This window comes from Microcystis sp. M20BS1, from assembly GCF_020245305.1.
Classification (GTDB): Bacteria; Cyanobacteriota; Cyanobacteriia; order Cyanobacteriales; family Microcystaceae; genus Microcystis; species Microcystis ichthyoblabe_A.
Window position 1 is genome coordinate 1 of record NZ_JADBUZ010000139.1, and the last position, 11975, is coordinate 11975.

The 11975-nt window shown below is 43.4% G+C and carries 11 protein-coding genes; 7 read left to right on the forward strand and 4 right to left on the reverse strand.

What is annotated here, in order from left to right; translation table 11 throughout:
- Nucleotides 1–337: 337 nt before the first annotated feature.
- The 4 genes from IM507_RS14235 (at nt 338) to IM507_RS14250 (ending at nt 1850) form a co-directional block, all read left to right on the forward strand.
- Nucleotides 338–658: a hypothetical protein gene (locus IM507_RS14235; RefSeq protein WP_002793380.1), complete on the forward strand. Its 321-nt coding sequence runs from the start codon at nt 338–340 to the stop codon at nt 656–658.
- Entirely contained in the window at nt 648–1091 is a 444-nt protein-coding gene (locus tag IM507_RS14240; protein WP_002733269.1) for a type II toxin-antitoxin system YhaV family toxin, read from the forward strand. The genes IM507_RS14235 and IM507_RS14240 overlap by 11 nt, the downstream gene beginning before the upstream one ends.
- Before the next feature lie 146 nt (nt 1092–1237).
- Nucleotides 1238–1519 (forward strand): type II toxin-antitoxin system RelE/ParE family toxin, encoded by a 282-nt coding sequence (locus IM507_RS14245; RefSeq protein WP_287637242.1) that lies wholly within the window; start codon nt 1238–1240, stop codon nt 1517–1519.
- 16 nt (nt 1520–1535) lie between these two features.
- Complete coding sequence (locus tag IM507_RS14250) at nt 1536–1850, forward strand: HigA family addiction module antitoxin (protein ID WP_002733868.1); 315 nt, start codon at nt 1536–1538, stop codon at nt 1848–1850.
- A gap of 164 nt (nt 1851–2014) precedes the next feature.
- Here the strand turns inward: IM507_RS14250 and IM507_RS14255 are convergent, their stop codons facing one another.
- Nucleotides 2015–2785, reverse strand: coding sequence for an MCP four helix bundle domain-containing protein (locus IM507_RS14255; RefSeq protein WP_002732402.1), 771 nt, complete (start codon nt 2783–2785; stop codon nt 2015–2017).
- 146 nt (nt 2786–2931) lie between these two features.
- Here IM507_RS14255 and IM507_RS14260 point away from each other — a divergent pair, with 146 nt between their 5' ends.
- Nucleotides 2932–3162 (forward strand): hypothetical protein, encoded by a 231-nt coding sequence (locus IM507_RS14260; protein ID WP_071590271.1) that lies wholly within the window; start codon nt 2932–2934, stop codon nt 3160–3162.
- Here IM507_RS14260 and IM507_RS14265 read toward each other — a convergent pair.
- On the reverse strand, nt 3130–4449 hold the full coding sequence (locus IM507_RS14265; RefSeq protein ID WP_287637243.1) for a four-carbon acid sugar kinase family protein: 1320 nt from the start codon (nt 4447–4449) through the stop codon (nt 3130–3132). The two genes, IM507_RS14260 and IM507_RS14265, sit on opposite strands and share 33 nt — an antisense overlap.
- Nucleotides 4450–4599: 150 nt before the next feature.
- Between IM507_RS14265 and lpxA the strand changes: the two genes are divergently transcribed.
- Both lpxA and lpxB read left to right on the forward strand, forming a co-directional pair.
- Nucleotides 4600–5436 carry an acyl-ACP--UDP-N-acetylglucosamine O-acyltransferase gene (gene lpxA, locus IM507_RS14270; protein WP_036401272.1) on the forward strand — a complete coding sequence of 279 codons (837 nt, stop codon included), beginning with the start codon at nt 4600–4602 and terminating at the stop codon, nt 5434–5436.
- A gap of 141 nt (nt 5437–5577) precedes the next feature.
- Nucleotides 5578–6807 (forward strand): lipid-A-disaccharide synthase, encoded by a 1230-nt coding sequence (gene lpxB, locus IM507_RS14275; RefSeq protein WP_287637244.1) that lies wholly within the window; start codon nt 5578–5580, stop codon nt 6805–6807.
- Between the two features lie 39 nt (nt 6808–6846).
- Here lpxB and gcvP read toward each other — a convergent pair whose 3' ends face one another.
- Both gcvP and IM507_RS14285 read right to left on the reverse strand, forming a co-directional pair.
- The gene (gene gcvP, locus IM507_RS14280) at nt 6847–9792 is read right to left on the reverse strand and encodes an aminomethyl-transferring glycine dehydrogenase (protein WP_002732527.1); all 2946 of its coding nucleotides are present in this window, start codon (nt 9790–9792) and stop codon (nt 6847–6849) included.
- A gap of 246 nt (nt 9793–10038) precedes the next feature.
- Nucleotides 10039–11664, reverse strand: a complete 1626-nt coding sequence (locus tag IM507_RS14285; RefSeq protein WP_287637245.1) for an ArnT family glycosyltransferase — start codon at nt 11662–11664, stop codon at nt 10039–10041.
- Nucleotides 11665–11975 lie beyond the last annotated feature (311 nt).

The window sequence follows — 11975 nt, forward strand, 5'->3', positions numbered from 1 at the left end:
AAAGTGCCAGCCGTTGCGGGGATCGGGGGGAAAATTCAGGTACTTTTTCCCTGAAAATTAGGTAATTGACTACCTCAAAATCGGTAAAACCCCACACCCCACACCCCACACCCCACACCCTGCCCCCAGGAAAAGCTTTTTCAGCAAACCCTAATTAATTTTGCTTAGGTACTTAAATCGAAATCCGCTAGTTTTACTCGATGGCTTTCTCGGCGCGCTCCCCTATAGTATATATGTATGGGGGAAGTTCAGCTAAAACGCGGTTGAGAAGCTGGGCAACCTTGTATGTTATTAAATTATGTAATAACATGATATGTAGTAAACCTTGCCTAAAATCATGAGTAACAAACAATACAATCTAACCTGGGCTAGGATAGGCAATGCTTCAGGTTTCCGTTTGAGTGCCAGTTTTTTTAAGGATAATCCCCAGTTTAAGGAAGCTAAAGGTGCTGTTGAAGTTATCAGCCCTGATACCTTATTAGTCCGCTTACAGCCTCAATCTGTAGAACAGGAGGAAGATGAACTGATGATGAGTTTATTTTTAGATTTTCTGACCAAGCAAGCCCTATTAAATCCTGATGCTGAGTTAGAAGCTTATACAGAAGCGATGGCAGCGGTCGATGAAGAGTTGATGACAGGAGTAGAACTTGATAGTTAACGGTTGGCGAATCTACTTTATTAAAAGACTTTTTGGGCAACAACGCCGCGATTTACAAGTTGAGGTTCGTAAACTAAAAAACACCTTGCCAACAGAAGCATACCGTACTCATTCTACAGTCAAACTCTACAGGGCGATTATGGTCGCCATTAAAGAAAAAATCCCTCTCGACCCTTTTGCTTCCCATTTTGCTCTGACTGGGGCGCTCAAGCATTACGGAAGAGTCAAAAAGATGGGACTACCTGACCGTTATCGCTTATTCTTTCGGGCTATACAAACCGAGGAGTATAAAGCAATTTTTGTTTTATGGCTAGGCTATCCTCGCAAACAAGGGGATAAAAATGATTGTTACAAAGTTTTCACAAAAATGGTTGAGCGAGGTGATTTTCCCAATTCTCTTGACGCTTTAATCCTTGATAGCCAAGAAGATTAGCTAGTGATAAGGTGGTTGAAAAAGCGATCGTAACCCACAGATACACTTTCAACTGCACCTCCACAGAAAGATTGCGATCTAACGTTAGCATAAGATCGATGATCGCACTAAGATGATATGATAGTAGTGCATTTTCCTAATTATTGATGATTAAGAGTTTTGCATCTAAGGAGACAGAGCAGGTATTCAAACGTAAATTTTCACGAAAATTACCTCAAGATATTCAACGAAATGCTCGGAGAAAGCTAGAAGTTTTAGACGCGGCCGAAACTTTACAGGATTTATACATTCCTCCATCTAATCGGTTGGAAAAACTCTCAGGAGATAGAAAAAATCAGCATAGTATCCGAATTAACGATCAGTGGAGGATCTGTTTTATTTGGAAAAATGGCAACGCCTACAATGTAGAAATAGTCGATCATCATTAATTGTTACTCAATAATCATGACTGAGAAAAAATTATTAGCCCCCATTCATCCTGGTGAGATTCTGTTAGAAGAATTTCTCAAACCGATGGAAATTAGCCAAGAACGTTTGGCAGAAGATCTTAATGTACCAATAGAGCAAATCAAGGAAATTATCGAGGAAAAGCGAGGAATTACTGCCGATATTGCCTTAAGGCTTTCTCGTTATTTTGGTATGTCTGAAAGGTTCTGGATGAATCTTCAAACAAGGTATGATATTGAAGTAGAAAAAGATAGGCTCAGAGAACGTTTAGAGAAGGAAGTAAAAGTCTATGCTGCTTCACAAGCACTGTAGCATAACCGAAAAAATAGGGGAAGAATAATAATTTTAACCCCCCGTAGGGTGGATTAGCGCAGCGTAATCAACCATTACATCAATTATTGAATAACCATAGATTAGGTGCGTTACACTTCGTTAACGCACCCTACAAGAGCGGCGATCGCACTAAAATGATTAAGTCATCCATTCGGCAGCAACCAACCTTGAATTACTGCCTTCACAACCTTGAGATATTTGTTGTCCACGATAAATTCGTCAATGGCTGTTTTACTTCCTTCTTTTAGTGCAGCAATTACTCGTTGTTTTAGATCAGGCTTTGTTGCAATATTAACATAAGTTATTTTGTCAGCTTCAGTTGCAGTCGGATTTGTTTTTTCAAGCTGTTCCAGGAGTTTTTGAATTTCAGCAGCAGCTTCTGCGAGAGTTTTTTCGTTATCAGTTCTCTGATTAAAGGAATTGTCTATTCTCTGATTAAAGGAATTGTCTATTTCAGAATGACTGACAACCACAGGATTGATCTGCCCGAAATTGGGTCCATTGAAATTATTAGTCACTGCCACCTCCAGTGGTTCATCTCTCTTTATAATGGGTTCTAAAAGGAGCAATGCAGCCTCATAGGAATCAAGAGTCGCCTTTCTGGCCTGATCAGAGATCGCTTGCAAAACCCTTGCTCGATCTGCGGGATTCTGAATAGTAATCGCTCTTCGCATCTCTTGGAGCATCCCGTTCAACCCGTTCAAGGCCACAGTGACACAACTTGAAGCGGATCCGTACAGATCATCAGAAACAAAGGGACGCCCCCTTTCACAGGCGAGATACGCCTCCTTTAGGGGAACCATATCGTCCCCCCCAAATGAAGTCGCCCCCTGCATTTGGCGAACGATGCCATCACGAATGTATTCTCTCAAGGCCAAAAGAGAATCCCAAATCGATTGCGTATGACTTTTCATCAGCACTCCTTTCTTGTAGCCTAACTATTAATTATACCGCTCGACTTTTAGACAGAGTCCGAGAAGTCATGCGTCTCAAGCACTTTAGCTTGAAGACGGAAAAATTGCATTCGAGATTTGGCTCTTCGGTTTGTGTTATGCAATGAATGGAGGTTATAAGGGATGGAACCCTTATAGAGAAAGACATTTGGCGATTTTTGTCAATTGTTTTTGCTCTAGAGCGAACTAATCAATTAAGTCTCTTGCCAGATAAGGATTTAGTCGATTTATGCCCCCCTATCGAACCATACCAAGTAACGAAGAACCTGAAAACTCACATCTGCTCACTGATCACTGATTGCCTCCTATTGACACAAACGTTGATAAACTGTGGCTAAAGCTTGGACATCACCGACGTTACCCGGGAAAAGAACCACGGGTAAATTAGGAAAGAGGGGATGATCGGCTTCTGTGCGGACCATGGAGACACCGGGGAGAATCTGACCGAGTAAACGGGCCGATTGCAGGCTTAAACCCGTACTTAAGACATCATTGGAGGTAATTCCGCCTTTACTGATTAAAAAACTGATATCACTGGGTAAACCCTTAACAATGTCCATTAACAGGGTGGAGACGGCAACCCCAAAATCAAGGCGTTTCTGCACAGAGGCAAAGGTTAACTCTTGCCGACTGGTATAGATCACGGGGGTTTGTTTATTTTTGTGAATAAGCTTGACTTTTTCCAGAGCTTGTGCTAGGAGTTGATCTCGTTGCTCAGGACGATCGCGCAATGCCGTCACATCGATTTCGACTCCGACGGTGTTGGGTTGTTGAAGCAGTTTATCTAATTGTTGGCTAGTTTTTTTGACGTGGGAACCGACGATAATTGCCCCGGCTTCCCCCGTGGGCTTATACTTACCCATAGATTCGGGTGCGATCGGTTGAGTTCCTAAATTAGCCAAAGAAGTTAAAATACTGGCGGCACTACGGAATAAAAATTTTTTTCCCTCCCCTGCGGCGGTTAAAATATCTTCAGCAAAGCGATCGAGATCCGCTTGAGTTTCCCCATCTACCACCCCACATTGATTATTTTTGAGCTTTTGCAGTCGTTCTAAACTACCTTGACGGATATCTGCCAGTAAAAATCTCTCTACATCATCTGCTTTAATTTTACCTTGCGTTTTCTCCTCCACATAATCCGGCAGATAACTGTAGTGGTAGGCAAAAACCGAATCGCGAGCAAATTCCGTCTCGTGGACGGGAGTGGGAACGCCATCGATGATTAAATAGTGAATACTATCGCGAGTGATTCTCCCCCCCTCAAAAAAGGCTGGAATCAGGAAATGTGCATCAAAACCGCCCAATTCTTCGGCAATAACATCAGTTTCGATCGGATAATGCCCGCGCAGGGTAGAATCGGAACGACTAACCACCAAAAAATCCTCGATTCCCTCTTTAGTTAAGGCAGTTTTCAGGTTATGACAGACTTCTCTGGTGACAGACTCGGCTTTTTCGGGGGTTAAAGCGCGCGTATTGGTCAAAACAAAGAAAATTGGCGCATTATCTGCCAATCCCAAGCGGAGAGTATCTTCATCCCACCGCATCAATAACAGACAACTATGGACTGTTTGGGAACCTGTCGGGTCGTCATCTAAGACTATAATTTTAGGTCTATTATTGCTCATATATTTTTTATCAGGATGGGAGGGACGAAGGAACCAAGAGAATCTGGTTAATAGTTTATCGGGTTCTGGTTCCCCATTAAAGTCGTCCCCTCCCTAAGCAACCGCTATCAATCTTGATCACAATCTGTCCAATATAGGATAAGCTATACCATGATTCATACAGTGACGAAGTTGAGCGCGGGAGACTTCCCTTTGAATACGTTAATCCACCCCACTGCGGTTATCCATCCGTCGGCAAAACTTGATCCCAAGGTTAAAGTTGGTCCCTATGCTGTGATCGGGGCCAATGTGGAAATTGAAGCTGATACAATTATTGATGCCCATGTGGTCATTGAGGGTCCGACTAAAATTGGCAAGGGTAATCATATTTTTTCTGGGGCTGTTATTGGTAATGAACCACAGGATTTAAAGTATAAAGGGGGCGAAAGTAGCGTAGAAATTGGTGATTATAACCAAATTCGCGAGTTTGTCACGATTAATCGCGCCACGGATACGGGAGAAGTTACCCAAATTGGCAGTAATAATTTATTAATGGCCTATGTTCACGTTGCCCATAATTGTATTTTGCAAGATAACATTATTATCGCTAATAGTGTCGCCTTGGCTGGTCATGTCCAGATCGAATCAAAAGCAGTTATCGGGGGGGTTTTAGGAGTACATCAATTTGTTCATATTGGCAAAATGGCCATGTTAGGAGGAATGAGTCGTATTGATCGCGATGTTCCCCCTTTTACTTTAGTGGAAGGCAATCCCTGTCGGGTGCGAACTCTTAATTTAGTCGGTTTACAAAGAGCAGGTTTTACCGATGAAGATCTAGCTTTACTGAAAAAAGCTTTTCGGATTATCTATCGTTCTAATATAAATCTTCAGGAGGCTTTAGAACAAGTTTCTCTCTTAACCGATAACCCCCATGTTCAACATCTCTGTCAATTTTTACAATCCTCTACCACCGGAGAAAAACGCCGCGGTTTAATTCCGGGGAAATAATTTATTGATTGAGGAACAGTCTGTGGGGTGTGGGGTGTAGGGTGATGGGGAAGTGGGAAGAATAAATAAAAACAATCTCCAGCAATCCTATCTCCAGCAATCCTGTCTCCTGAATTCTTTTATTATCAAATAATTATCCAAATGCGTATATTTATTAGTACGGGTGAGGTATCGGGTGATTTACAGGCAGCCATGCTGATTGAATCCCTTTTTAAACTAGCTAAAACCCAGGCAATTGAGTTAGAAATTTTTGCCCTAGGTGGCGATCGCATGGAGTTAGCCGGAGCAAAAATGTTGGGTAAAACCACTCGACTGGCTGCCATGGGATTAATTGAATCTATCCCCTTTATTTGGCCAACTTTACAACTACAAAAACGAGCAAAAGAGTTTTTTAGAGATAATCCCCCTGATATCATTATTTTAATTGATTATGTGGGGGCAAATGTGGCAATCGGTCAGTCGGCTAAAAAAATTATTCCCGGTGTCCCAATTATTTATTATATTGCCCCACAGGTGTGGATTTGGTCAGAAGAAAATATCCCCTCAGCTAAACTCAGAGCCACAGCAGAAAAGTTATTTAATACGGAAAAATTAATCGCCGTCACTGATAAATTATTGGCAATTTTTCCCGCTGAAGCTCGTTTTTTTGAAACAAAAGGTTTACCGGTAACTTGGGTGGGACATCCTTTAGTTGATCGTATGGCTAATGCTCCCAATCGGCAAGAAATGCGGCAAAAATGGGCAATAAAACCCGAAGAAACGGTAATCGCTTTATTACCTGCTTCCCGTCAACAGGAGTTTAAATATCTCGTGCCGACGGTGTGTGCTGCTGCTAAAAAATTACAGGAAAAAATTCCCGATATTAAGTTTTTAATTCCCGTTCCCCTAGCTTTATACGAACCAAAAATGCGAGAATTAGTAGCGGAATATGGATTAAATGCGGTGATTATGGAACGAGATCAGACTTTAGAAGCGATTGCCGCAGCCGATCTGGCTGTGGCTAAGTCTGGTACAGTTAATCTCGAAATTGCTTTGTTAAATGTGCCGCAGGTGGTGGTTTACCGTTTAAGTGCAGTTACTGCTTGGATTGCCCGCAATATTATGAAGCTTTCTGTACCATTTGTCTCACCAGTAAATTTAGTTTTAATGCGAGAAATTGTTCCCGAATTATTACAAGAGGAAGCTAACCCAGAAAGAATTATGCAGGAATGTCTAGATTTATTATTAAATCAGCAACGTCGCCAAAAAATGTTAGATGAATACGCAGAAACTAAAGCCGGTTTAGGAACAGTAGGCAGTTGTGAGCGAGTGGCACAAGAGGTACTTAATTTTACGGATCAAGTTCCGAAAAACCAGAAAAAAGCGGGGTAATTTGCCACTACCCCACCAAATATTATCAAGGAATTACGATTACTTATAAGCGTCCATCCCCTCACAGGAACAAACCAGATTTCTGTCCCCGTAAGCATTATCAACCCGTCCCACTACCGGCCAGAATTTATAATCTTTTAGCCAAGAAAGCGGGTAAGCTGCCTGTTGACGGGAATAGGGACGACTCCAATCATCGGCAGTTAAAACCGCAGCTGTGTGGGGGGCATTTTTCAAAGGATTATCGTGGGGATCCATGCTACCATTAGCGATCGCTTGTACCTCTTGATAGATAGTTAACAAAGCTTCACAAAAACGGTCTAATTCGCCCAAAGATTCGCTTTCCGTGGGTTCCACCATCATTGTACCCGCCACGGGCCAAGAAACCGTCGGCGCGTGGAAACCGAAATCCATCAAGCGTTTTGCCACATCTTCCACCTCGATGCCGGCCTGTTTTTTCAGGGGACGTAAATCGATCACGCACTCGTGGGCAACCGTTCCCGCGCTACCCTTAAATAACACCGGATAGGCCGACTCCAGACGAAAAGCCAGATAATTAGCGTTCAAAATTGCCACTTCTGTCGCTTTTTTCAAGCCGGCTGCCCCCATCATAGCGATATACATCCAAGAAATCACCAAAATGCTGGCACTACCCCAAGGCGCGGCCGAAATTGCGCCAATTGAGTCCTGATGCTTACCGTTAGCGGTTTCTGGGGATAATTTCGCCAAAACTAGGGAAACATCGGGCAGAAAAGGCACTAAATGGGATTTTACTCCGATTGGTCCCATACCGGGGCCGCCACCACCGTGGGGAATACAGAAAGTTTTATGGAGATTCAAGTGACAGACATCAGCGCCAAAATCCGCCGGACGACATAAACCCACCTGAGCATTCATATTGGCGCCATCCATATACACTTGACCACCGTATTGATGAATCAAGGCGCAAATTTCGCTAATTCCCTGTTCAAAAACGCCGTGAGTGGAAGGATACGTCACCATCAAAGCCGCTAGATTATCCTGATGCTTCTGGGCCTTAGTTTTCAGGTCATCAATATCAATATTGCCCCGAGAATCGCAATTAACCGCCACTACTTTCATACCACACATAACGGCACTGGCAGGATTAGTCCCGTGAGCGGACTCAGGAATTAAGCAAATCTGACGATGACCTTGACCGCGACTTTCATGGTAGGCTCGGATCACCTGTAAACCAGCATATTCTCCCTGAGAACCTGCGTTCGGTTGTAGGGAAATGCCATCAAACCCGGTAATTTCCCCTAACCAAGTCTCTAACTGTTGAAAGAGCAGTTGATAGCCTTCTGCTTGGTCAATCGGAGCAAAAGGGTGTAATTTGCCGAATTCTGCCCAAGTTACTGGAATCATCTCCGCTACGGCATTGAGTTTCATCGTACAGGAACCGAGGGGAATCATGGAAGTATTTAAGGCTAGATCCTTTGTTTCCAGACGGTGCAGATATCTGAGTAATTCCGTTTCCGAGTGGTAACGATTGAACACCGGCTCGGTAAGATAGGCACTGGTACGGGTTAAATTAGCGGGTAATTCTAGACTAATTTTCTCGACTAATTCCGCCGTGGTAAAGGGTAATTCCTCGGTGGGGGCAAAAATTTGCCATAAATCCCACACATCCCTGAGACTGGTGGTTTCATCGAGACTAATTCCTAGATTATTCTCATCAAAATAACGCAGATTAATCTTATGGGTTTTTGCCTTGGCGAAGATATCCTTAACTCCCGTGGATACCGTAACTTTGAGCGTATCGAAGTACGGTTCTTTCCCCACTTGATAACCCAACTTTTTTAAACCATTTGCCAATAAAGCGGTTAATTTCTGCACTCTTTGGGCGATTTTCTTGATTCCTTCCGGTCCGTGATACACCGCGTACATGGAAGCAATCACCGCTAGTAACACCTGTGCGGTACAAATATTACTGGTGGCTTTATCCCGGCGGATATGTTGTTCGCGGGTTTGCAAAGCTAAACGCAGTGCGGGTTTACCCTGACTATCCTTCGATACCCCGACAATGCGCCCCGGAATACTGCGTTTATAGACATCTTTGGTGGCAAAATAGGCGGCATGGGGACCCCCATAACCCAAGGGAACCCCAAAGCGTTGACTGCTACCCACGGCAATATCAGCCCCCAATTCGCCGGGGGGAGTAAACAGGGCTAAACTGAGAATATCGGCGGCAACGGTGACTAAAGCCCCATTTTCCTGCGCTTTGGCGATAAATTCCCGATAATCATAAATTACGCCATCGGTGGCTGGATATTGTAATAATGCGCCAAAAATTGGCGTTTGGAAGTCAAAGAGACGATGATCCTCGATAATAATGTCAATACCTAAAGGAATCGCTCTGGTTTTAACAACTTCAATCGTTTGGGGATGGCAACTACTGGAGATAAAGAAAGCATTGGCTTTAGTTTTACATAGTCCATAACTCATGCTCATCGCTTCCGCGGCTGCTGTTCCTTCATCGAGGAGGGAAGCGTTAGCAATTTCTAGACCGGTTAAGCTAGTGATGAGAGTTTGGAAGTTTAAGAGAGCTTCTAAGCGTCCCTGGGCGATTTCCGCTTGATAGGGAGTATAGGCGGTGTACCAACCCGGATTTTCTAAGATGTTGCGGAGAATTACCGGTGGGGTGATACAGTCATGGTAGCCCAGGCCGATAAAGGAGCGAAATACCTGATTTTTCGAGGCAATAGCTTTTAATTGGGCAAGAGCGGCGTATTCACTCAAGGCAGGTGGTAAATTAAGGCTTTTTTGTAAACGAATTCCTGACGGGACAGTTTGAGCGATTAACTCCTCAACAGTAGCAACACCCAAAACCGCCAGCATTTTCTCGATTTCCGTCTCCGTCGGTCCAATATGACGGTTAACAAAGCTATCGGTACAGTCTAGCAGGTCTTGCAGGTCAGCAGGAGCGAATTCCTCAGTTTTCTCGGCCGTAATTGACCTATTTAGCATATTAATCTCGGTTTCAACAATTACAAAAGTGCTGCGTTTGATCGCTAGGGGTGATTTTAACGCAACTGGTAAAATTTGGCTCTCTTATTCTTTGTGTGATCAGTTTAACTTACTATAGAAGCGATCAATCTTCGTGTCCTCTGTGTCTGGAGTGGTTCCTCCCACTCCCTCGCCAGCAGGACTGTATCTTAGAATACATTTTACCCAGCAAACCTAAGATCGAAAGTATGCACAAAATTAACCCCACTACTGTTTCGTCACCAAAAACCAACCGGAATCCGTGGACTCGATCGCCTTTAATCCTTCTAAATCACTAGCTTCTTTGGTTTGACGATCGATAATTAGGTAAGGTTGCTTGTGACTTTGCCAATGATTGATTAATTCTTCAGTAGCAAGGGGAAAAACCCGACGACCACTATAAAAATTTAACGAGGGGCGCTCGTAGGCAAAAGCAATATAAACAGGGTGATCGGCCGGCACATATTTCTGCACTAAACTCGCCACCGGTTTGACAGAGAAATTCTCATTTAATTCCCAGATCCACAGGGGAGAATTGACAAAAATAAACAAAGAAACCAACATTCCCCAGAGTAAAACCACGCTGAATTGTTCCGAGCGCCGAGCTAACAAAATTGCCGTTGTCACCATGGTCAGGGACAGTGACAATAAGGTTAAAATAATTAAGGGATGGATAGGTTCGATAGCGGCAAAATTACCAGGGAAATAGGCTATTAAAGCTAATAAACCCGTCACAACGCCGATAATACCCAGAATAATTGACCAGATTGGATTATAGGTGCGATCGATGGGAAGATTAACCATCTGCGCCAAGGCATAACCGGCCGCTAAAGCCAAGGCCGGATAGATCGGCAGAATATACCAAGGCAATTTAGTCGCCATTACCGAAACCACCAACAGATAAACACCCGTCCAAACTAACAGTAACTTCGCCCAACTGTAGAGATATTCCTGACGAGCTAAACGTAAACCCCAAACCGAGAAAATTAACCAGGGCCAACTATATTTAATAATTTCTAGCAGATAATACCAAAACGGTCCGCGATGATTGTCCAGATCGTCACTAACTCGCTTTAACTGTTGAACAAAAAGGGAATCGAGAAACTCCCGCTCGTAGTGCCAAAATTGGGCGGCATACCAAGCAAAAGCGGGGGATGCTCCCAATAACCAACCCGACCAAAAATAGGCAGAAGTTAATAACCGGGGGGTATCCCAGAGCAGAAAAATAAAGCCGATACCCGCCAATAATAGCCCCATAATACCCTTAGTCAGACAAAGGAGGGCAAATCCTAACCCCGCCCCCACAGACCAGCGTAAATCGCGTCGTGAGCGCAGTAAACCAACAAACATCAGCATTTCAAAACACAATACCGCTCCATCCAACATGGCTAAACGGCCATGGCGCACCACCGGCAAAAGAGTTAAATAGATCAAGGCCGACAGTAAAGCTGGCAAACGAGCGGGAAAAATTTCTCGACCGAGAAGATAGAGAAGCGGCACCGATAAAGCTGTAAAAAAAGCGGGAATTAGTCTAGTATTGGCCTCATTGATGCCCCAAAAATGGTAGGTTAGACCAATTAAACTGTGAATCAACGGCGGTTTATTCAGGTAGGGATCACCCCAAAGACTAGGAAATAACCAGCGCAATTGTTCCAGGGGGGTTTGGCTAATTTCCTTGGCTACCTGAGCGATTGTTGCCTCATCCCAATCCCGCAAGGGTAAATTACCTAATCCCACTAGATAGATAATTAAGGCCGCTATTAATAATCCCAGTAAACACAGAAATTCTTTAAAATTTTCTCTCTGACGCAATTTATAACTAGAATATCCCCAAGTAAATTTTTGACGGTTCATAAGCTAGGTCAGTTATCAGTAAACAGTAATCAGTAATCAGTAATCAGTAAATAGTAATCAGTAAGGCTCTCCTAGACTGGTTATAGCAAATTAGTAGTTTCAATGAGCCTAATCCCTTAAATAGCCTAGAATCCAACCAAGCAAAAAGCTTTGATTATTTTGGTTCTTCGGTTTGTGTTATGCAATGGACGGGAGTTATAAGGGGTGAAACCCTTATATAGAAAGACATGGCTGCGATTTTTGCCAATTGTTTTCAATCTAGAACGAGCTAATCAATTAAGTCCCTTGCCAGATAAGGATTTAGCCGATTT

Bases quoted from the DNA above. Each gene is read 5' to 3' on its own strand.
- IM507_RS14235 (WP_002793380.1), top strand. From the start codon at position 338: ATGAGTAACAAACAATACAATCTAACCTGGGCTAGGATAGGCAATGCT.
- IM507_RS14245 (WP_287637242.1), top strand. From the start codon at position 1,238: ATGATTAAGAGTTTTGCATCTAAGGAGACAGAGCAGGTATTCAAACGT.
- IM507_RS14250 (WP_002733868.1), top strand. From the start codon at position 1,536: ATGACTGAGAAAAAATTATTAGCCCCCATTCATCCTGGTGAGATTCTG.
- IM507_RS14255 (WP_002732402.1), bottom strand. From the start codon at position 2,785: ATGAAAAGTCATACGCAATCGATTTGGGATTCTCTTTTGGCCTTGAGA.
- IM507_RS14260 (WP_071590271.1), top strand. From the start codon at position 2,932: ATGGAGGTTATAAGGGATGGAACCCTTATAGAGAAAGACATTTGGCGA.
- IM507_RS14265 (WP_287637243.1), bottom strand. From the start codon at position 4,449: ATGAGCAATAATAGACCTAAAATTATAGTCTTAGATGACGACCCGACA.
- lpxA (WP_036401272.1), top strand. From the start codon at position 4,600: ATGATTCATACAGTGACGAAGTTGAGCGCGGGAGACTTCCCTTTGAAT.
- lpxB (WP_287637244.1), top strand. From the start codon at position 5,578: ATGCGTATATTTATTAGTACGGGTGAGGTATCGGGTGATTTACAGGCA.
- gcvP (WP_002732527.1), bottom strand. From the start codon at position 9,792: ATGCTAAATAGGTCAATTACGGCCGAGAAAACTGAGGAATTCGCTCCT.
- IM507_RS14285 (WP_287637245.1), bottom strand. From the start codon at position 11,664: ATGAACCGTCAAAAATTTACTTGGGGATATTCTAGTTATAAATTGCGT.